Source organism: Streptomyces sp. NPDC001828 (genome assembly GCF_042892175.1).
Classification (GTDB): domain Bacteria; phylum Actinomycetota; class Actinomycetes; order Streptomycetales; family Streptomycetaceae; genus Streptomyces.
In genome coordinates this window covers 17,113-38,134 of sequence record NZ_JBIATV010000024.1, presented here as the reverse complement: position 1 = coordinate 38,134, position 21,022 = coordinate 17,113, and the positions used below count along the sequence as shown (strand labels likewise).

The following is a 21,022-nucleotide window of genomic DNA, read 5'->3' as shown; positions in this document are numbered from 1 at the left end:
CCGGGTGCCGCGCGCGGCGGCGGCCCGGCGTCAGGGCAGCGGCTGCACCGGAGGGGCGTTGACCAAGGAAGCGGCACGGTCGAGGGCACTGGCGAGCAGGGCCAGGTCGGTGGGGCCGTTGCCGAGCTCGCGGACGGGGCGGCGGGCCGGCGGATCGCCCATCCGCTCCCACTCCAGGACCACCACCGTGGGCCGCTGGGTCGCCGTCCGGGGTATGCGTCCGGTGACCCGGCCGCCCTGGAACGGCACGGACGCCCCGTCCGCCTGGTACAGCCGGCCGCGCCCCGGCGACGGCTCCTCCGGCGAGGGCGCGGCGGGCGGCGGGTCGAGCACCACCCGGTGCCGGGCGCCGCGCGCGAGCTCGGTGTCGGCGGTGCGCTCCGGCCGGGCCGAGGCCGCCACCAGATGCACCCCGAGCCGCTCGCCGTCGCGGGCCACCGCCTCCAGGGCCCGTACGACCGAACCCGCGGCGGGCCGCCCGGGACTGCCGAGCGCGGGGGCGACCAGCGCGTCCAGATCGTCGACGAGGACGACCAGGCGGGGCAGCGAGGGGCCCTCCTCGGTGCGGCTGCGCGAGACCGGGCGCAGCCGCAGGGTGCTGCTGCCCGGCGGATCGAGATCGCCCCGGCTCTCTGCGGCGGGCGCCTGGCGCTGACCCACGAGACGGCCCGCGACCTCGCGCCGGCTCTGCCACTCGGTGAAGCCGAGGCCGCCGAGCAGCTCGGCCCGGCGCTTGAGCTCGGCACCGAGGGACTGCGCGAACTCCCGCATCCGGACCGGGTCGGAGGCGATCAAGTGCGTTGCCACATGCGGGAGTTCGGTACAGGGGCGCAGGCCGTCGCCCCGCTCGCCGCCCGCCCCGTCGACGAGGATCAGGCCGAGCCGGTCGGGCCGGGCGCCCGCCGCGAGCGAGGCGGCGACCGCGCGCAGCAGCTCGGTACGCCCGCTGCCGGGGGGTCCTTCGACGATGAGGTGCGGGCCGTCGGAGACGAGGTCCACCCCGACCGGGCCGTGCGGTCCGGTGCCGAGCACGACCGCGCCGTCGGGCGCCGACTCCCAACGGGCCATCAGGGACGCGGGGGTGGCCCGCGCGAGGCCCAACTCGTCGAGCAGGCGCGACGACCGGGGCAGCGAGGAGGCAAGCCGGCCGGCCGTGGCGGAGGTGCCGTCGCCGGTGCGCAAAGGGGCGAGCGCGCGGGCGAACCGCTCGGCCCAGGGGCGCGACACCGCGTCGACCGCGGCCACCGTGCCGTGTCCGGCGGGCCGGCCGCCCGCGATGCGCAGCAGCCGCAGGGCGGTGGCCACGTCGCCGCTGAGCAGCGCGACCGCACCGCACTCGCGGAACGCGAGCGAGGCCGCGCACGCCGTCTCGTACGTCGCGGCGACCGGGGACGCGGCGGACGCGGCCGGGGTCTCGGCGAGGCAGAGCAGATGGATGCCGGCCGCCGCGCCCGCCGAGGCGAGGCGCGCGGTGCTCTCGCGCAGCGGGGCGGAACCCGGGTCGCCGTCCACGACGACCACCGTGAACGGGCCCTCGTAGCGGGCGGCGGCCTCGGCCACCGCGGCCCGGTCCGCCGAGGCCCAGCCCGGGCCGAGCGGGCCCGCGTCGAGCCTGCGGGCGAGCTCGGCCGTGCGGGCCGTCGCCTGGTCGCGGTCGTAGGCGAGGAGCAGCCGGCAGTCCTGGCCGTGTGCCGGGCGGACCTGGGGGAGCCAGCCCAGCCAGTCCCACTCGGCGGTGCGCGCCTGGAGGCCGCGCGCCCGGTCCGTGCTGATGAGGACGATCTCCAGGGTGGTCGGCGCGTGCAGCGCGGCGAGCTGCGCGATCGCGGAGCGCGCGAGGCCCGCGAGCCGCTCGCGGGGCCCGGCGAGGCCGAGCGAGCCCACTTCGCGCAGCCCCACGGTGACCGGCACGGCCGCCAGCTCGCCCCGGTCGGCGGTGCCGACCCGGACGGCGAGCGCCTCCGGATGGCCGAGCTCGCGCTCCCACAGGCGGGGGCCGGGGCCCAGCGCGGTCAGGAGCAGGGCGGCCGGATCGGGCCAGCTCTCCGGCGCGGGCTCGGCCGGGAGGCGCTGCGGCTCGGCGGGCGACAGCTCGGGCTCGGCCTCGCCGCGCCCGCCGGCCAGCCGCCGTGCCCAGGCGCCTATCCCGCCGCGCCGACGGCCGGCGTCGGCCTGGTCGGCGCGGGCGTGCTGCACCTCGTCGGGGGCCGTCAGGCCTTCGGGCAGCCGGGTGCCGCGTGTCGGGGTGCCCTGCCGTCTGCTCGGCGAGGGCGGCTCGCGCCGGTCGTCCCGGCCGTCGTGCCCGTACCCGGCCGGCGCCCCCAGCGCGTCGAATCCGCCGTACGGCTCCTGGTGCGCGCCCGACGCCGTGGACGTGCCGAAGGGCGGCGTGGACGTACCGGAGGAACCGGAGGAACCGGAGGAAGGGGCGAGTGGGGCCGGGGTGGTGCGGAAGGTGTGGGCCGTTTCGTCGGGCAGGGCGTCCAACTGACCTGCGGGACGCGGCTGTTGGACGCCCGGAGCGGACGGTGGTGCCGCGTTCGGCGTGAGCCGGAGGTGGCCCTCGCCGTCCGGCACGGTCGTGAGGGAGGGCTCCCGGGCGGGGCCGCCGGCGGCCAGGCGCAGGGCCGATTCGCCGATGCGGAGCAGCGCGCCGGGGGCGAACCGGACCGGCTGGGCGCCGATCTCGCGGCCGTCGAGGCGGGTGCCGTTCGTCGAGTTCAGATCCGCCACGCGGACCCGGCCGTCCGCCTCGACGGTGACCTCGCAGTGCTGGCGCGACACATCGGGGTCGTCGAGGGGGACGTCGGACTCGGTGGAGCGGCCGACGCCGATGCGGCCGCCGTGCAGCAGGTGGACGCCGCCCGCGTCCGGGCCCGCGACCACGTGCAGCCGGGCCGGGGCCGGACCGTCGTGGGCCGGCTCGTCCTCGGCGGGGGAGGCCAGGGAGAGCACCGCGCCGTCCACCAGGGGGGGCTCGCCGAGGATGCGGCGCTGGGCGTCGAGCCGCTCGCGGCCCGCGTACAGCACCACGGAGGCGCCCGAGACCTCCGCGCCGGACGCGGCCGACGCCAGGCCGGACGCGACGGCCGCGAGTGCCGTCCCCGCCGGGGCGGTGACGAGCACGTCGCAGGCGCGCGCCGCAGCGTGGCCGCTGCGCGGCGCGAGGACGGTCAGCCGGATCTGCATCGCCTCGGCGGTCCCTTCTGCGCGGGGGTGCCAAGAAGGGGGACCGGACCAGCCCTGTGATTCCCCCCACCCGGCACACAATTCGTGCTGAGGGCATCCTCGCACCTGCCACTGACAACACGCCCGTCGCCCACCTCGAATTGATCTTGATTGGTCGGCTCGGCGAGCAAAAGTGGACGGAAAAGTGGCTGGTTGCGACCGAGTGGGGCATTTCACGGGGAGGCGGGGCACGGCCGTTCGGCAACCTTCCGTGCGAAGACCGCGTCTTTCCCGGGAACGATGAGAAGCCGGTGAACAACCTGGTGGCGCCGACGCCACGACCCGTCGGCGGTGCCGGGAGCGGCACTAGAGTGGGCCGGAAACCCACACAGCAATGGACGCGAGCAGCAGGGAGCGCATGACGTGCGGCCGGTAGGCAGCAAGTACCTGCTCGAGGAGCCGCTCGGACGCGGCGCCACGGGCACCGTCTGGCGAGCCCGCCAGCGAGAGACCGCCGGCTCCGAGGCATCCGTGGCGGGCCAGCCGGGCGAGACCGTGGCGATCAAGGTCCTCAAGGAGGAGCTCGCCAACGACGCGGACGTGGTGATGCGCTTCCTGCGCGAACGCTCCGTGCTCCTGCGGCTGCGTCACGACAACATCGTGCGCACCCGCGACCTGGTCGTCGAGGGCGATCTCCTCGCCCTCGTGATGGACCTGGTCGACGGCCCGGACCTGCACCGCTACATCCGCGAGAACGGCCCGCTCACCCCGGTCGCCGCGTCCCTGCTCACCGCGCAGATCGCGGACGCGCTCGCCGCGAGCCACGCCGACGGCGTCGTGCACCGCGACCTGAAGCCCGCCAACGTCCTGCTGGACGAGCGCGACGGCGCGATGCACCCGATGCTGACCGACTTCGGCATCGCCCGCCTCGCCGACTCCCCGGGCCTGACCCGTACGCACGAGTTCGTGGGCACCCCCGCCTATGTCGCCCCGGAGTCCGCGGAGGGCCGCCCGCAGACCTCCGCCGTGGACATCTACGGCGCCGGAATCCTGCTGTACGAGCTGGTCACGGGACGCCCGCCGTTCGCCGGCGGCACCGCGCTCGAAGTGCTGCACCGCCACCTCAGCGAGGAGCCGCGCCGGCCCACCACCGTCCCGGCCCCGCTGTGGACGGTCATCGAGCGCTGTCTCAGCAAGGACCCCGACCGCCGCCCCAGCGCCGAGAACCTGGCGCGCGGGCTGCGCGTCGTCGCCTCCGGCATCGGCGTGCACTCCACCCCGGCCCAGGTCGAGGCGGCCGACGGGGTGGGGGCGCTGCTCGCGCCCGACCCGGCGCCGGCCCCGGTACCGGAAGCGCCGGGCGCGGCCGATCCGACCCAGGTGCTGCCGAGCAACGCGGGCTCGTACGACCCGGCCGCGCGCACCTCGGTGCTGCCGCAGACCGGTCAGGCCCCGGGCGCCGACCCGACGGCCGTCCTGCCGCCGGTCCCGCAGGGTCCGCCGCAGCCGCAGGAGCCGCACCCCTGGCAGTCCCAGCTCCGGGCGGCGCGCGACCGCAACGAGCAGACCCAGGTCGGCTATCTGCCGCCCGAGCAGGACCCGCTGCGCCGCCGCCCGCACCGCCAGCAGCAGCCCCCGCAGGGCTACGGCCAGCAGGGTCAGCAGCCGCCGCAGGGCTATGGCCGGCAGCGCCCGCCGCAGGGGCAGCAGCGTCCGCCCCAGCACCAGCAGTACGCCCCGCAGCCGCAGCAGCCGTATCAGCAGCAGCAACCGCAGCAGTACGCGCCGCAGCGCCAGCAGTACGCGCCGCCGCAGCCCCCGCCGCAGCAGCCGCAGGCACCGGCGCGCGAGCCCCGGGAGCCCCGCGAGCCGCGCAGGCGCAGCCCGAACCGGATGCGGATCCCGGGTCTCGGCTGTCTGAAGGGCTGCCTGTTCACCTTCGTGCTGCTCTTCGTGGCGGGCTGGCTGATCTGGGAGCTGACCCCGCTCCAGGACTGGGTCGCCCAGGGCAAGAGCTACTGGCAGGCGATCGGTGACGGGATTTCGACGGTATCCGGCTGGATAAAGAGCATCGGCGACTCCACAAAGCAGTAAAGGGCGGCGGACAAAGGGCCCCGGCCCGGCGGTCCGGGGCGCGACTTCATGGATTTGTCGACTTCCAGAGGGTGATTTCGGCGCCAGAAGTGAAGGTTGGCGTCCCGGCCGCGTAGCCTCAGCGTGCACAGCCAGCCGCTGAGGGAGCAGTCTTGGCACGGAATATCGGCAGCCGGTACACCGCCCACCAGATCCTGGGCCGCGGCAGCGCCGGCACGGTGTGGCTCGGCGAAGGGCCCGAGGGCCCCGTCGCCATCAAGCTGCTGCGCGAAGACCTGGCCGCCGATCAGGAGCTGGTGGGCCGCTTCGTCCAGGAGCGCACCGCCCTGCTCGGCCTCGACCACCCCAACGTGGTGGGCGTGCGCGATCTGGTCGTCGACGGCAACGACCTCGCCCTCGTCATGGACCTGATCCGGGGCACCGACGTCCGCACCCGTCTGGACCGCGAGCGCAGGCTCGCCCCCGAGGCGGCCGTGGCCATCGCGGCCGACGTCGCCGACGGGCTCGCAGCCGCCCACGCGGCCGGTGTGGTGCACCGGGACGTCAAGCCCGAGAACATCCTCCTGGACATGCAGGGCCCGCTCGGCCCCGGCGGCGCCCACCCCGCGCTGCTGACCGACTTCGGCGTCGCCAAGCTCATCGACACCCCCCGCCGCACCAAGGCGACCCGGATCATCGGCACCCCGGACTACCTGGCCCCGGAGATCGTCGAGGGCCTCCCGCCGCGCGCCGCCGTGGACATCTACGCGCTCGCGACCGTCCTGTACGAACTGCTCGCGGGCTTCACCCCGTTCGGCGGCGGCCACCCCGGCGCCGTCCTGCGCCGCCATGTGACCGAGACCGTGGTCCCGCTTCCCGGCATCCCCGACGAGCTGTGGCAGCTGATCGTCCAGTGCCTGGCCAAGGCACCGGCCTCGCGCCTGCGCGCCTCCGAGCTCTCGGTGCGGCTGCGCGAACTGCTCCCGCTGGTGGCGGGCATGCCCCCGCTCGACGTGGACGAGCCGGACGCCGAGGGGGCCGAGGACGAGGAGGCGTACGAGGACCCGTACCCGACCGTCCCCACCACCCCCCGCCGGGGCGCGGTCCCGCTGGTGCCCGGGGCGGGGCACGACTCCGCGAACCGTGACACCCACACCAGCATGCGGGTGCCCGGTCCGGACGAGCTGGCCGGCGGCCCGCTGGGCACCGCACGCGCGCCCCGCCCGGCGGGGGCGCCCCGGCCGGGCTCCGCCCGTCACCGCGCCGACCAGGTCCGCAAGCGCCGCCTCGTCCTGACGGCCTCGGCGGTCGCGCTCGCCGCGGCGGTCGGCGTCGGCGGCTGGCTGGCCCTGAGCGACGACTCCGGCAAGCAGCAGCCGCCGCAGGACACCAAGAACTCGGCGCCCGTCCTGCCGTAGGCGGCCCCGGATCCGGCCGGGAAGCCCGTGATCCGGCGGCCCGGGGAACGCCGGAGCGCGCAGCCGTTACGCTGGACCCGTGGCAGTCGTCGATGTATCCGAAGAGCTGAAGTCCCTCTCCTCGACCATGGGGTCGATCGAGGCCGTCCTGGACCTCGACACGATGCGGGCGGACATCGCCGTGCTCGAGGAGCAGGCGGCCGCCCCGTCCCTGTGGGACGACCCGGAGGCGGCGCAGAAGATCACCAGCAAGCTTTCGCACCTCCAGGCGGAGCTGCGCAAGACCGAGGCCCTGCGCGGCCGGATCGACGACCTCGCGGTGCTCTTCGAGCTCGCCGAGGAGATGGACGACCCGGACACCCGCACCGAGGCCGAGGCCGAGCTGGAGTCCGTCCGCAAGGCGCTGGACGAGATGGAGGTCCGTACGCTCCTCTCCGGCGAGTACGACTCCCGCGAGGCGCTGGTCAACATCCGCGCCGAGGCCGGCGGCGTCGACGCCTCGGACTTCGCCGAGCGCCTCCAGCGCATGTACCTGCGCTGGGCCGAGCGGCACGGCTACAAGACCGAGGTGTACGAGACCTCGTACGCGGAAGAGGCCGGCATCAAGTCGACCACCTTCGTGGTCAACGCCCCCTACGCCTACGGCACGCTCTCCGTCGAGCAGGGCACGCACCGCCTGGTCCGCATCTCGCCCTTCGACAACCAGGGCCGCCGCCAGACGTCCTTCGCGGGCGTCGAGGTGCTGCCCGTCGTCGAGCAGTCCGACCACGTCGAGATCGACGAGTCCGAGCTGCGCATCGACGTGTACCGCGCGTCGGGCCCGGGCGGCCAGGGCGTCAACACCACGGACTCCGCGGTCCGCATCACGCACATCCCGACCGGCATCGTGGTGTCCTGCCAGAACGAGCGCTCGCAGATCCAGAACAAGGCGAGCGCCATGAACGTCCTGCAGGCCAAGCTCCTTGAGCGCCGCCGCCAGGAGGAGCAGGCGCTGATGGACTCGCTCAAGGGCGACGGCGGCAACTCCTGGGGCAACCAGATGCGTTCGTACGTCCTGCACCCGTACCAGATGGTGAAGGACCTGCGCACCGAGTTCGAGGTCGGCAACCCGCAGGCGGTCCTCGACGGCGAGATCGACGGCTTCCTCGAAGCCGGCATCCGCTGGCGCAAGCAGCAGGAGAAGTAGCCCCCGCCGAGGGCCGCTTACGGACCCGGGCACTCGACGACGCCGGACCCTTTCACGGGGTCCGGCGTCGTTCGTTGTGCGGGCCGTGTGCCGTTTCGGCGGTGCTTCGGTGCCGGAAGCGGTGCGCCCGAGCGCCGCACGGCCGAATTCGCCGACGCAAGCGTTAATTGAGCGACTCGGAGCTTTGTCGACATCGCAACTCCCCGGCGGGGAGCGTCAGTTCGGGTCTTCTGTCACAGTCGTATTCCCGTACGCCCGGCAAGTGAGCTGAAATCGGGCATTGCGTACGCAACGACCTTGACGCCATCTTTAAAACTGGCAAAGCTAACGCGCGGCATGCGTAATTCTGGGGCGCGTGTGACAGGGGAGGGGCCCTCATCGACCTCCCGCGTTGCCGCCCCGGGCGCTGCTCCACGACGAATTAGCTACTGGGGGTAGCAGGCAGATGACCAAGCAAACTCGGGTCCGCTTCGCGCGGATAGCTGCCGGTGCGGTGATTGCCGCCGGCGCGTCCCTGACCGCAGCGGGGGCGGCCCAGGCCGTCGGTGCCGACTCCAACGAGAACAAGACGGCGAGCGTGCTCGACGAGCCGTGCAGCCCGACCAACCCGCTCTGCCTCCCGACGGGCGGCACCACGGGTTCGACCACCTCCGAGGGCACCACCGGCTCGACGACCTCTGAGGGCACCACCGGCTCGACCACCTCCGAGGGCACCACCGGTTCCACGACCTCCGCGGGTACCACGGGTTCGACGACCTCTGAGGGCACCACCGGCTCGACGACGTCCGCGGGTACCACGGGCTCGACGACCTCGGAGGGCACCACCGGCTCGACGACGTCCTCGGGTACCACGGGCTCGACGACGTCCGAGGGCACCACGGGCTCGACCACCTCGTCCGGCACGACGGGCTCCACCACGTCGTCCGGCACCACGGGCTCGACCACCTCCTCGGGTACGACCGGCTCGACCACGTCGTCCGGCACGACCGGTTCGACCACGTCGTCCGGCACCACGGGTTCGAGCACGTCCTCGGGCACCACGGGTTCGACCGGTTCCACGGGCTCGACCGGCAGCACGGGCTCCACCGGCTCCACCGGCTCCACCGGTTCGACCGGCAGCACGGGCTCCACCGGCACCACGGGCTCGACCGGTTCCACGGGCACCACGGGCAACACCGGCACCAACCCCGACACCGTCGGGTCGCAGCCGGTCGAGCAGGGGCAGCAGAAGGACGAGCTGGCCGCCACCGGTGCGGGCGGGACGACCTTCCTGCTCATCGGCGCCGCGACCATGATCGCGGGTGGCGTCGGCTTCCGCTTCATGCCGCGTCTGGTCGGCAGCGGCCGTAACGTCGCGTAACCAGCGACAGCGGACACACGAGAGGGCCCCGGGTGCGATCACGCACCCGGGGCCCTCTCGTGTCGTACGGCGTGAAGGACCGGCTCTCAGACGGTCTGGTGAGCCAGCAGGGCCAGAGCGCCCACCAGCACGATCAGCAGGGTGACGAGCGCCGCGGGGCTCAGGGCCCCCCACTGGCTCTCCTGCTGCAGACGCTCCCGGTTCGCCCGGCAGACGCGGCAGCGGCCCTCGCTCACGGGCGCCGCGCAGTTGGCGCACACCAATCGGTCATAGGTCATGCGCTCTCCTCCTCCCGCGCGGCGGAGCCGGCGCATACAACTGTCCAACGCGCTGTCTCTCCGCTCAACGCTCAGGGAAACGCAACCGTTCCCCCTACCACTGTGCCAGCTCGCGCGCGTTTCGGCGCGCCCCGCCTGATTCCTCCCCATCCCGCCCCGGAACCCAAGGGACATAAGGGGCATCCACGGACGGGGCCTGCGCGGGCTCGTTCCGTTCGCGTAAGGTCACGCACACCTATACTCCCGGCCGACCGTGGTGCACCCGTGATCCGATTCGACAATGTCTCCAAGACCTATCCCAAGCAGAACCGACCAGCCCTGCGGGAAGTCTCCCTCGACATCGAGAAGGGTGAGTTCGTCTTCCTCGTCGGCTCGTCCGGTTCCGGGAAGTCGACCTTCCTCAGGCTGATCCTGCGTGAAGAGCGCGCCAGCCATGGGCAGGTGCACGTACTGGGCAAGGACCTCGCCCGGCTCTCCAACTGGAAGGTGCCGCACATGCGGCGCCAACTGGGCACGGTCTTCCAGGACTTCAGGCTGCTCCCCAACAAGACCGTTGCGGAGAACGTGGCGTTCGCCCAGGAAGTCATCGGGAAGCCGCCCGGCGAGATCCGCAAGGCCGTGCCGCAGGTGCTCGACCTCGTCGGGCTCGGCGGCAAGGAGGACCGCAGGCCCGGTGAGCTCTCCGGTGGTGAGCAGCAGCGCGTGGCCATCGCCCGCGCCTTCGTCAACCGGCCCATGCTGCTCATCGCGGACGAGCCGACCGGCAACCTCGACCCGCAGACCTCCGTCGGCATCATGAAGCTGCTCGACCGGATCAACCGGACCGGCACCACCGTAATCATGGCGACCCACGACCAGAACATCGTCGACCAGATGCGCAAGCGCGTCATCGAGCTGGAGTCCGGCCGTCTCGTACGGGACCAGGCGCGCGGCGTCTACGGCTACCAGCACTGAGCGCCGTAGAGCACTCGTCGAGCACTGAAAGGCTGAAATCGTCGCCATGCGCGCCCAGTTCGTTCTCTCGGAGATCGGGGTCGGTCTCCGTCGCAACCTGACCATGACGATCGCCGTAGTCGTCTCCGTCGCCCTCTCCCTGGCCCTGTTCGGCGGTTCGCTGCTGATGCGGGACCAGGTCAACAACATGAAGGGCTACTGGTACGACAAGGTCAACGTCTCGATCTTCCTCTGCAACAAGGCGGACGCCGAGAGCGTCGCCAAGTGCGCCAAGGGCGCGGTGACGGCCCAGCAGAAGAAGGACATCGAGGGCGACCTCAAGAAGCTGGACGTCGTCCAGACGGTGTCGTACGAGTCGGCCGACGAGGCGTTCAAGCACTACAAGGAGCAGTTCGGCGGCTCCCCGATGGCCGGTTCGATCACGCCGGACCAGATGCAGGAGTCCTTCCGGGTCAAGCTCAAGGACCCGGAGAAGTTCAACGTGGTGGCCACCGCCTTCGCGGGCCGTGACGGCGTCCAGTCCGTGCAGGACCAGAAGGGCATCCTGGAGAACCTGTTCGGGCTGCTCAACGGCATGAACGTGGCGGCGATGCTGGTCATGTGCGTGATGCTGGTCGTCGCCCTGATGCTGATCGTCAACACCGTCCGCGTCTCGGCCTTCAGCAGGCGGCGCGAGACGGGGATCATGCGCCTGGTCGGTGCGTCGAGCTTCTACATCCAGGCGCCGTTCATCATGGAGGCCGCCTTCGCGGGCCTGATGGGCGGTGTGGCCGCCGCGGGCTTCCTGGTGGTCGGCCGGTACTTCATGATCGACCACGGTCTCGACCTGGCGCACAAGCTGAACCTGATCAACTTCATCGGCTGGGACGCGGTGCTCGCCAAGCTGCCGCTGGTCCTCGCGGCCAGCGTTCTGATGCCCGCGCTCGCGGCCTTCTTCGCGCTGCGCAAGTACCTCAAGGTCTGACGCCGGCACCTCGGAGTCCCGACCCCGCGTGTGACATACGCCCCGGGCGCGGTAGGAGCAACAGCCCCTGCCGCGCCCGGAGTCTGTCCTAGACTCGGCGCCATGTCGGGTCCGGACCTCTGTCCCAGGCCCCGCGGTGTGCGCCGCGGGGCGGCTCTGACATTGGTGTTCGCGAGCGTTCTGCTGACCGCGGCCGCGACCAACTGCCTGCCGCGCGCCGAGCAGCACCCCACCGCGTTGGCGGCCGGCCCCGCCGCCGCCGTCGATCCGCGCGAGGGCCACACCACCCGTGGCGGCGACCGCACCGCCGAGGACGTGCGGCGCGCGGCCGCCGACGCCGAGGCCGACGGGAAGTCCGCGAGCCGGGCCGCCGAGGAGGCCGTGGGCCGCAGCGGGGACCGCTGGGGCGCGGTGTACGACAAGGCGGAGTACGAGCAGTACGCGGACGCCCTCGACGGCCGCTACACCGGCGTCGGCCTCTGGGTCGCCCGCGCCGCCGACGGCCGCACCCGGGTCACCCGGGTCAAGGCCGGCGGACCCGCCGCCCGGGCCGGTATCGAGCCCGGTGACCTCCTCCGCAGCATCGACGGACGGTCCACGGACGGGCAGCCCGTCACCGACGTGGTCGCCCGGCTTCGCGGCGACGCGGCCGGGAGCAGGGTGGCCATCGGTCTCGGGCGCGGCTCGCGCGTCTGGACCGAGACCCTGGACCGCGCGGTCCTGGACACCGAGGACGTCTCCGTCCGGAACCTCTCCGCCCAGGTCGTGATGATCAAGGTGACCGCCTTCACGAAGGGCACGGGCGAGCAGGTGCGCACGGCCGTGCGCCGGGCTCCCAAGGGCGCCGGGATCCTGCTCGACCTGCGGGGCAACAGCGGCGGCCTGGTCGGCGAGGCCGTCACCGCCGCCTCCGCGTTCCTGCCCGGCGGCCTGGTCGCCACGTACGACGTGCACGGCTCCCAGCGGGCCCTGTACGCGAGCGGTGGCGGGGACGGCGAGCGGCCCCTGGTCGTGGTGATCGACGGCGGCACCATGAGTGCGGCCGAGCTCCTGACCGGCGCGCTCCAGGACCGGGGCCGCGCGGTCACCGTGGGCTCGCGCACCTTCGGCAAGGGCTCGGTGCAGATGCCCACCGGCCTCGCGGGCGGCTCGGTCGCCGAGCTGACCGTCGGCCACTACCGCACGCCCTCGGGCCACGGCCTCGACGGCAGGGGCATCACCCCGGACCTTCCCGTCACGGACCGGCCCCTCGAACACGCCGAGACGGTTCTGAGCGGTCTGGGCGGCACGTCTTAAACCTGTTGCGCCGAGGTGCGAAAATGGCCGCACTATGGCTAAGAACACGGGCAAGGACAAAGAGAAGGACAGCAAGCGCAAGCTGGTCGCGCAGAACAAGAAGGCACGGCACGACTACCTCATCATCGACACCTATGAGTGCGGGCTCGTGCTCACCGGTACCGAGGTGAAGTCGCTGCGCCAGGGCCGCGCCTCCCTGGTCGACGGTTTCGTCCAGATCGACGGCGGCGAGGCCTGGCTGCACAACGTGCACGTGCCGGAGTACGCGCAGGGCACCTGGACCAACCACAGCGCGCGGCGCAAGCGGAAGCTGCTGCTGCACCGGGTCGAGATCGACAAGCTGGAGGCGAAGTCCGGGGAGTCGGGTCACACGATCGTGCCCCTCGCGCTGTACTTCAAGGACGGCCGGGCCAAGATCGAGATCGCGCTCGCCAAGGGCAAGAAGGAGTACGACAAGCGTCAGACGCTGCGCGAGAAGCAGGACCGCCGCGAGACGGACCGCGCGATCTCCGCCGTCAAGCGCAAGGAGCGGGCCAGCCTGAGGTAGGGCCCGCGCGGAATAGGCTGGCACCCTCGGGCGTTGGTCACGTACGATGGGCCGTGCACCTCACAGCGGGTGCGCGTTTTGAAAACACCACATGGGGATGATCGGTTTCGACAGCGGATGTCGAAGCAGGGGAAGCGTGTCGAGGAAGCGGCAATGATCTCGTAAACCATATGTCGCAAACAATAATCGCCAACACCAAGCGCGATTCCTTCGCCCTCGCTGCCTAAGTAGCGACTTGCGAAGTGTCAGCCCGGGGCTGTTCCCGACCCGGATCCTGGCATCAGCTAGGGAACTAAACTTCTAGACCCGGTCACGGGGTTTAGAAGGAAATCAAACAGTGGCTGGGCCCGTCGGCGACTTGTTCGCGTGATTGCCGGGGCCGAGAAAATCGCAGCGAACTGCACACGGAGAAGCCCTGTTTTTGCACCGTTGGACGCGGGTTCGATTCCCGCCATCTCCACGATCGAGGAGCACCGGATTTCCGGATCTCCTCGCCCCATGTAGGCAAAGGCCCGGTCGCTTTCGAGCGGCCGGGCCTTTGTCGTGTCCGGGCGAGCCCGGGAGGGCCGCGCGGGTGCGGATCAGGCGACCGGCTGGCCGGTCAGCATGCCGAGGAGCTGGTCCATCTCGTTGCGCCACATGCGGTGCACGTTCATGCGCGTCGGCTTCGGCTGTCCCGGCAGCTGGCAGCGGAACGAGCTCCACAGGGTGTTGCGGCGGACGTCGCTGATCATGCGCATCGCCTCGTTCGGCGGGATCGCGACGACGATCTCCTGCGGTCGGTTGCTCATCCGGCTGGCCCGGTGCAGAAGCACTGCCTGCTGGGTCACGGTGATGAAGTAGTACGTCAGAAAGGCCTGGCCTATGACGCCGAACATGCTCATCAGCCAGACGCTGGGGCCCGCTATCGCCTGGATCGTGACGAGGGGGCGGTCCTGCGGATTGGCCTGCGCGATCGCCTCGGCTACCTGCTGCTGGATCGTCGACTTCTTCATGGCCATGGGGATCGGCCTTTCCTGACACACGGTCATACTCAAGCGGAGGGGACGTCCCGCCCATCGGCGGGGCGGTGCAGCGTACCGCCCGTGTCCGGCGGCGCTCACCAGCAGGGCGAGGGATGCCGCGCAGACCGGGACCAAGTAGCCCATCTCCGCGCCCGCTTGCTCGATGACCTGGCCGCCGAGGGCCGAACCGGCCGCGATGCCGCCGAGGATCGCGGTGACCGCGAGGGTCATGCCCTCGTTCAACTGCCCCTCGGGCGTGCGCCGCTGGACCAGGGTCATGCCGGTGACCATGGTGGGCGCGGTCGCGGCGCCCGCGCAGAGCAGCGCCGCCGCGAGCGCCGCGAGCGAGCCGGTGGCCCGCGCCGCGAGCAGCGGAAGGCACATCAGCGCGGCCATCGCGGCGACGCAGCCCACCAGACGGCGGGACGCGCTGGAGGCCGGCCGCGCCGACCCGTACAGGAGCCCGGCCGCGCAGGATCCGGCGGCCTGGAGCGCGAGCACCCCGCCGGCCGCCGAGCGGTGGCCGAGCCCGTCGGCGTACGCGATGGTCACCACCTCCAGGGAGCCGAAGACCGCGCCGGTCGCGAGGAAGACGGCGAGCAGCGGGGCGAACCCCCTTGTCCGCACAGGGGACTTGGCGCCCTTCGTGCGGGGTGCGGCGGGCGGCTCGGTCGCGCGCTGGGCGGTGAAGAGCAGGATGCCGGTCATCAGCAGGACCGCGCCGACGAGCGTGCCCGCCTCGGGGAACAGCGCCGAGCAGAGCAGCGCGGCGACGACCGGGCCGAGCATGAAGCAGAGCTCGTCGACGGCCTGCTCGAAGGAGTTGGCGGTGTGCAGGACCGCCGGGTCGTCCCGGTGCAGATGGGCCCAGCGGGCCCGGGACATGCCGCCGGTGTTGGGGGTGGTGGCGGTCGCGGCGTACGCGGCGAACAGGGTCCAGTCGGGGGCGCCGAGGCGTACGCACAGGAGCAGGGCGAGCGAGCCGGCGGCCGCGACGGCCGTCGCCGGCACGGCGATCCGGGCCTGGCCGTACCGGTCGACGAGCCGGGCCGTCCACGGTGCGACCAGCGCGGTCGCGGCGAGCCCGGTGGCGGTGACCGCGCCCGCGAGGGCGTAGGAGCCACGGGTGCCCGCGATCATGAACACGGCGCTGACGCCGAACATGCCCATGGGGAGCCGGGCGACGAGATTGCCCAGCGTGAAGGCGAGGGCGCCGGGCGTGCGGAACAGGCGTATGTAGGCGTCCCGGCGGCGGCCGAGCGGGGTTGTTTGCGGCATGCCCCGATCCTCTCGGGGGCCGCGTACGGGGGTCCAACACCTGATCAGCGCCCATTCACCCACTCTTGTTGTGGGTGCCCGCGCTGTTGTTGACTGCCCGGTGTGCCCCATGACACCGACCCGCGCCTGCTGCGCTCCTTCGTCGCCGTCGCCGAGGAGCTCCACTTCACCCGCGCGGCCGCCCGGCTCTTCGTCGCCCAGCAGGCGCTGAGCCGTGACATCCGGCGCCTGGAGCGGGAGTTGGGCACCGGCCTCTTCGTGCGGACCACCCGGGCCGTGGAGCTCACCGCCGACGGCGCGAGGCTGCTGCCGTACGCCCGCAGGGTGCTCGCCGCGCACGACGAACTGCGCGACGCGTGGGCGGGCGGTGGCGCCGAGAGGCCGCTGCTCGTCGACGTCTCGGCGCCCGTCGGTACCGGTGCGCGGGTGCTCGCCGGGGCCCGCGAACGGGCCCCCGGCGTCGAGTTCGTGGCCCGGTTCATCAGCGGGCTCACCGGGGCCGCCGCCGAGATCCTCGCCGGGCGCCTCGACGTCTCCTTCGGCCGGGTGGCCGGGCTCGACCCCACGGTCCTCGCGGGGCTCGACCACCAGCCGGTGCGCTTCGAACGGATGGCGGTGCTCCTCGACGCGGGCCACCGGCTCGCGGGCCTGGCCGAGGTCCCCCTCGACGCGCTGGCCGGCGAGACGCTGTACGTGGCGGCCGGCAATCCGGCCACCGTCGAGTGGACCGACCTGGCCGAGCGGCTCTTCGCCGGGCGCGGGATCCGGGCGGCCGCACCCTTCCCGGAGATCGCGGGCGAGGAGGAGTTCGTACGGGTGGTGCGCAAGCAGGGCTGGTCGGTGCTCGCCAGCACCGAGTTCATGGACGTACCCGGCATGGTGGTGCGGCCGCTGACCGGGCCCGTACCGCTGGCTCCGGTGTCCCTGGTGTGGCGCAGGGGGCTCGCGCATCCCGGCGTGCGCGTCCTGCGGGGGGTCGCGCGCGAAGCCTCGGCGGCGCACGGATGGTTGGAAATGCCCCACGGAAGCTGGCTTCCGGCGCCCGACATGTCCCTGATGGCGGCCGATGCCCCGCATGTGGCCGGGCTAAGGCGAACATCACGCGATACGTGAACACATGTCCACAGTCTCGTGCGCTACATTCATCGCCCGGGTGCGGCGGGATATGGGGGCGCGCGGAACGAGTGGGGTCTCCTCGTTCCGGATGTGGCGCCCGGGAGTCGTGCGCGCAACCCGCGAAACACATTCAGGGAGTGCGTACGAACATGGACAGTCGGATATCCAACGGGCCGGGCGGACAGCCCCGTTCCGGCCAGTCGGCGGATCGCCCGCCGTCGCCCGACGCGACGATGCAACTCGGCGTCTTCGCGGCGGAGTTGATCAAGAAGGAACCGGTCGAGCGGTCACCGACCGTGGAGATCCCCGTCTTCAACCCGCTGCCGGGCATCCCGGCCCAGCAGGGCCACGACCGGCCGGTGTTCGTCGACGCCAGCGGGCGGCGCGGCAAGAAGCTGCGCGGGCTCGGCTGGCTCTGCGGACTCGCCGCCACCGGCTTCGCCGTGGCGCTCGTCGGCTCGCTGCTCGGCGGCAACTCCCAGGCCCCCGGCCTCGACCTCCCCGACGGCGGGAAGGCCGACGCCGTCACCGCGCCGCCCCGGGCGACCGCCTCGCAGGCCCCGCAGCCGAAGGCCTCCCCGAAGGAGGTCGTGGCCCCCACGCACGGCGTGCCCAGGTCCCCCTCGCCCAAGGCGTCGAAGCTCGCCAAGACCTCGCACAACGCCACGCCCGTCACGGGACACAGCCCCGTGAACACCAAGGTCTCCCTGCGCCCCAGTGCCTCGCACAAGCCGGCCAACGGCGCGATCACCCCCACCGCCGGCAAGACCGGCGCCTGAGCTCCGCCGGCTCCCGGCCCGCCCGCAGTGGCCCGGGAGCGACGGCCCCGAGTACCCCGTCCCCGGCCCGCCCGCAGTGGCCCGGAAGCGACGGCCCTGAGCACCAACCCCGTACGGCCACCTCGGCGTACCGGCCCGAAGGCGTAACGACACCTGCCATGAGAACCACCCAGGCCAAGCCGCGGCCAACGCGGCGCAAGCGGCTGCCCATGCGGTATCTGCTGCCGCTGCTCCTGCTCGTCGCGCTCGTCGCGATGCTGATGCTGCGCGGCTATGTGCACAGCGAGATCTCCGCGGACCACCGCGTCCGCGATCCCGCGCCCACCGACAAGGTGCCCGAGAAGATCATCGACGGCGGCCCGGTCATCGACGCGCGCACCCCCGGCAAGCCGGTCAGCCTCCAGATACCGGACCACAAGATCGTCATCACCTTCGACGACGGCCCGGACCCGACCTGGACCCCGAAGATCCTGGACGAGCTGAAGAAGTACCACGCGCACGCCGTCTTCTTCGTCACCGGGACCAACGCCTCGCGCTACCCCGACCTCATCAAGCGCATGGTCGCCGAGGGCCACGAGGTGGGTCTGCACACCTTCAACCACCCCGATCTGTCCTACCAGTCGAAGTCGCGGATCGACCGGGAGCTCTCCGAGAACCAGCTCGCGCTCGCGGGCGCCGCGGGGGTGCACAGCTCGCTGTTCCGGCCGCCGTACTCCTCGTTCGCCGACGCCATGGACAACGACACCTGGCCGGTCGTCCAGTACGTCGGCAGCAAGGGCTACGTCGTGGCGCTGGACTCCACGGACAGCGAGGACTGGCAGCGGCCCGGCGTCAAGAAGATCATTCACAACGCCACCCCTGAGGACGACAAGGGCGCCGTCGTCCTGATGCACGACTTCGGCGGCGACCGCTCGCAGACCGTGGCGGCGCTCGACAAGTTCCTGCCGGACATGCAGGAGTCGGGCTACACCTTCGTCAACCTCACCACCGCCCTCGGCGCGCCCAGCGCGCTCACCCCGGTCAGCGGCATGGACCTGTGGAAGGGCCAGGCGTTCGTCGGTGCCGTACAAGTCGCCGAGCACACCACCGACTTCCTGGTCGTCGGCCTCGCCGTCATCGGCGTGCTCGTCTTCACCCGCTTCGGCCTGATGCTGGTCCTGTCCTTCGTGCACGCCCGCAAGGTGCGCCGCAAGGACTTCGCGTGGGGGCCGCCGGTCACCGAACCGGTCTCCGTGCTCGTGCCCGCGTACAACGAGCGCGAGTGCATCGCCAACACCATTCGTTCGCTCATGGCGAGCGATCATCCGATCGAAGTGATCGTCATCGACGACGGTTCGAGCGACGGCACCGCCGACATCGTCGAGGCGCTCGGCCATCCCAACGTCCGCGTGGTGCGCCAGGAGAACGCGGGCAAGCCCGCCGCCCTCAACAACGGCATCGCGCACGCCCGTTACGAGATCGTCGTGATGATGGACGGCGACACCGTCTTCGAGCCCGGCACCGTACGCGAACTGGTGCAGCCCTTCGGCAGCTCGCGCGTCGGCGCGGTCGCGGGCAACGCCAAGGTCGGCAACCGGGACTCGCTCATCGGCGCCTGGCAGCACATCGAGTACGTGATGGGCTTCAACCTCGACCGCCGCATGTACGACCTGATGGGCATCATGCCCACCATCCCCGGCGCGGTCGGCGCGTTCCGCCGCCAGGCCCTGGAGCGGGTCGGCGGCATGAGCGAGGACACCCTCGCCGAGGACACCGACATCACCATGGCCATCCACCGCGACGGCTGGCGCGTGGTCTACGCCGAGAACGCCCGCGCCTGGACCGAGGCCCCCGAGTCGGTCCAGCAGCTCTGGTCGCAGCGCTACCGCTGGTCGTACGGCACCATGCAGGCGATCTGGAAGCACCGCGGCGCCATCAAGGACCGCGGCGCATCGGGCCGCTTCGGCCGCATCGGCCTGCCGCTCGTCTCCCTGTTCATGGTGGTGGCCCCGCTCCTCGCCCCGCTCATCGACATCTTCCTGCTGTACGGGATCGTCTTCGGCAAGACCGAACAGACCATCGTGGCCTGGCTCGTCGTGCTCGCGATCCAGGGGGTGTGCGCCGCCTACGCGTTCCGGCTCGACAAGGAACGGCTCACCCATCTGCTGTCCCTGCCCCTCCAGCAGGTCCTGTACCGGCAGTTGATGTACGTCGTGCTGCTCCAGTCCTGGATCACCGCGGTCACCGGCGGCCGGCTGCGCTGGCAGAAGCTGCGCCGCACCGGCGCCGTCGAGGCCCCGGGCAACCCGGCCGAGCGGAAGGCGGTCGCCGGATGACCGCGTACGTGGAGGTGCCGGAGGCGGCGGCCACCCCGCCCGCCCCGGCGCCCCGGCCGCCCTCCCGCGACCGCTACTTCGACTTCCTGCGCGGCCTCGCCCTGTTCCGGGTGGTGCTCTACCACCTGATGGGCTGGGCCTGGCTGCCGCTCGCCTTCCCCTCCATGGGCGTGATGTTCGCGCTCGCCGGAAACCTGATGGCCCGCTCCCTGAAGCGGCCCGCCGTCCAGGTCGTCCGGGGCAGGCTGCGCCGGCTGCTTCCGCCGATGTGGCTGCTCGGCGCGGTCGGCATCACCGGCATGCTGGCCCAGGGCTGGGGCCCCGAATCCGACGGGCACCCCGCCTGGTGGTGGGGGCACCTGTTGTTCTGGGTGGTCCCGCTCAGCGACCCGCCGTACGCGGCCGACCTGCCCGGCATCCACCACGTGCTCGGCGACAACTGGGGCGCCAACCTCGCCGAGCCGCTCTGGTACCTGCGCGCCTACCTGTGGTTCGTGCTGCTCTCGCCGCTCTTCAGGACCATGCTCCGGCGCCTCCCGTGGCCGACGGTCTTCGCGCCGGTCGCGCTCTCGGCGCTCCTGGAGTTCGTGGACCTCGGGCTGCCCGAGCGGGTCGACTCCGCGCTCACCGACTTCGCCACCTTCGGCGCCTGCTGGATCCTCGGCATGGCCCACCAGGCGGGCGTACTGCGGAAGTTGCCGAACTACCTGGTGCCCTCGCTCGCGCCGATCGTGATGGCCGTCGGCTTCTGGTGGGCGGTGCACGGCGGGTTCTCCCCCTTCGGCGACACCGAGCTCGACTCGATCCCGCTGGCACAGACCCTGTGGTCGCTCGGCGCCGTCTTCCTGCTGCTCCACATCAGCCCCTCCTGGGCGACCTGGCCCGCCCCGCTGCGCCGCTGGGACCGGCTCATCACCCTGCTCAACTCGCGGGCCGTGACGATCTACCTGTGGCACAACCTGTGCATCCTGGTGGCCGCCACGGTCTGGGACGACCTGTGGAGCATCGACGCGCTGGCCGGCGCCGGCGAGTTCCTCAACAGCTCGTGGCCGGTGCTCCTGGTGACCTGGGCCCTCATCGGCCTGTGCGTGCTGTGCTTCGGCTGGGTCGAGGACGTGGCGGCCAAGCGCCGCCCACGGCTCTGGCCCGCCTGAGGCCGCCGGGCGGCGGCGGTCTCACCGCCGCCGCCCGCACCGCGTGAAGACAAGGTTGCACCCCGGTCACCCGCGGGCACGCGGCCGAAACCCCTCCTCCGTAAGGTCTCGGGCACGACAAGCGCTGCGACC

At 72.3% G+C, this 21,022-nt stretch carries 14 protein-coding genes, 1 other RNA gene and 1 pseudogene; 13 read left to right on the top strand and 3 right to left on the bottom strand.

Annotation, left to right across the window (positions count from 1 at the left end; all coding sequences use genetic code 11):
* Positions 1–30 precede the first annotated feature (30 nt).
* On the bottom strand, positions 31–3,189 hold the full coding sequence (locus ACFYZA_RS39395) for an FtsK/SpoIIIE domain-containing protein (RefSeq protein ID WP_388495039.1): 3,159 nt from the start codon (positions 3,187–3,189) through the stop codon (positions 31–33).
* Positions 3,190–3,591: 402 nt separating this feature from the next.
* Here ACFYZA_RS39395 and ACFYZA_RS39390 point away from each other — a divergent pair, with 402 nt between their 5' ends.
* The 4 genes from ACFYZA_RS39390 to ACFYZA_RS39375 all read left to right on the top strand — a co-directional run bounded on the left by ACFYZA_RS39390 (position 3,592) and on the right by ACFYZA_RS39375 (position 9,205).
* Positions 3,592–5,262 (top strand): serine/threonine-protein kinase, encoded by a 1,671-nt coding sequence (locus ACFYZA_RS39390; protein ID WP_388495038.1) that lies wholly within the window; start codon positions 3,592–3,594, stop codon positions 5,260–5,262.
* A 152-nt stretch (positions 5,263–5,414) separates the two neighbouring features.
* Complete coding sequence (locus ACFYZA_RS39385) at positions 5,415–6,659, top strand: serine/threonine-protein kinase (RefSeq protein ID WP_382598000.1); 1,245 nt, start codon at positions 5,415–5,417, stop codon at positions 6,657–6,659.
* 79 nt (positions 6,660–6,738) lie between these two features.
* Positions 6,739–7,845: a peptide chain release factor 2 gene (gene prfB, locus ACFYZA_RS39380; RefSeq protein WP_382598002.1), complete on the top strand. Its 1,107-nt coding sequence runs from the start codon at positions 6,739–6,741 to the stop codon at positions 7,843–7,845.
* A gap of 445 nt (positions 7,846–8,290) precedes the next feature.
* Positions 8,291–9,205 carry a hypothetical protein gene (locus ACFYZA_RS39375; RefSeq protein WP_388495037.1) on the top strand — a complete coding sequence of 305 codons (915 nt, stop codon included), beginning with the start codon at positions 8,291–8,293 and terminating at the stop codon, positions 9,203–9,205.
* Positions 9,206–9,291: 86 nt separating this feature from the next.
* Here the strand turns inward: ACFYZA_RS39375 and ACFYZA_RS39370 are convergent, their stop codons facing one another.
* Entirely contained in the window at positions 9,292–9,483 is a 192-nt protein-coding gene (locus ACFYZA_RS39370) for a hypothetical protein (RefSeq protein WP_382598006.1), read from the bottom strand.
* 264 nt (positions 9,484–9,747) lie between these two features.
* Between ACFYZA_RS39370 and ftsE the strand changes: the two genes are divergently transcribed.
* The 5 genes from ftsE (at position 9,748) to ssrA (ending at position 13,707) form a co-directional block, all read left to right on the top strand.
* On the top strand, positions 9,748–10,437 hold the full coding sequence (gene ftsE, locus ACFYZA_RS39365) for a cell division ATP-binding protein FtsE (protein ID WP_382598008.1): 690 nt from the start codon (positions 9,748–9,750) through the stop codon (positions 10,435–10,437).
* 46 nt (positions 10,438–10,483) lie between these two features.
* Positions 10,484–11,401, top strand: a complete 918-nt coding sequence (ftsX, locus tag ACFYZA_RS39360) for a permease-like cell division protein FtsX (protein ID WP_382598010.1) — start codon at positions 10,484–10,486, stop codon at positions 11,399–11,401.
* Positions 11,402–11,503: 102 nt separating this feature from the next.
* Positions 11,504–12,697, top strand: coding sequence for a S41 family peptidase (locus tag ACFYZA_RS39355; RefSeq protein WP_388495036.1), 1,194 nt, complete (start codon positions 11,504–11,506; stop codon positions 12,695–12,697).
* Between the two features lie 34 nt (positions 12,698–12,731).
* Complete coding sequence (smpB, locus tag ACFYZA_RS39350) at positions 12,732–13,244, top strand: SsrA-binding protein SmpB (protein WP_100578625.1); 513 nt, start codon at positions 12,732–12,734, stop codon at positions 13,242–13,244.
* A 93-nt stretch (positions 13,245–13,337) separates the two neighbouring features.
* Positions 13,338–13,707, top strand: a transfer-messenger RNA (tmRNA) gene (gene ssrA, locus ACFYZA_RS39345).
* Positions 13,708–14,323: 616 nt separating this feature from the next.
* Here ssrA and ACFYZA_RS39340 read toward each other — a convergent pair.
* Positions 14,324–15,526: pseudogene (locus tag ACFYZA_RS39340) on the bottom strand (MFS transporter); the annotation flags it as partial.
* A gap of 102 nt (positions 15,527–15,628) precedes the next feature.
* Between ACFYZA_RS39340 and ACFYZA_RS39335 the strand changes: the two are divergent.
* The 4 genes from ACFYZA_RS39335 to ACFYZA_RS39320 all read left to right on the top strand — a co-directional run bounded on the left by ACFYZA_RS39335 (position 15,629) and on the right by ACFYZA_RS39320 (position 20,890).
* Positions 15,629–16,639, top strand: coding sequence for a LysR family transcriptional regulator (locus ACFYZA_RS39335; protein WP_388495035.1), 1,011 nt, complete (start codon positions 15,629–15,631; stop codon positions 16,637–16,639).
* Between the two features lie 152 nt (positions 16,640–16,791).
* On the top strand, positions 16,792–17,421 hold the full coding sequence (locus ACFYZA_RS39330; RefSeq protein ID WP_388495034.1) for a hypothetical protein: 630 nt from the start codon (positions 16,792–16,794) through the stop codon (positions 17,419–17,421).
* Between the two features lie 209 nt (positions 17,422–17,630).
* On the top strand, positions 17,631–19,736 hold the full coding sequence (locus tag ACFYZA_RS39325; RefSeq protein WP_388495051.1) for a bifunctional polysaccharide deacetylase/glycosyltransferase family 2 protein: 2,106 nt from the start codon (positions 17,631–17,633) through the stop codon (positions 19,734–19,736).
* Positions 19,733–20,890: an acyltransferase gene (locus tag ACFYZA_RS39320; RefSeq protein ID WP_388495033.1), complete on the top strand. Its 1,158-nt coding sequence runs from the start codon at positions 19,733–19,735 to the stop codon at positions 20,888–20,890. Before ACFYZA_RS39325 ends, ACFYZA_RS39320 begins: the two co-directional genes overlap by 4 nt.
* Positions 20,891–21,022: the final 132 nt, after the last annotated feature.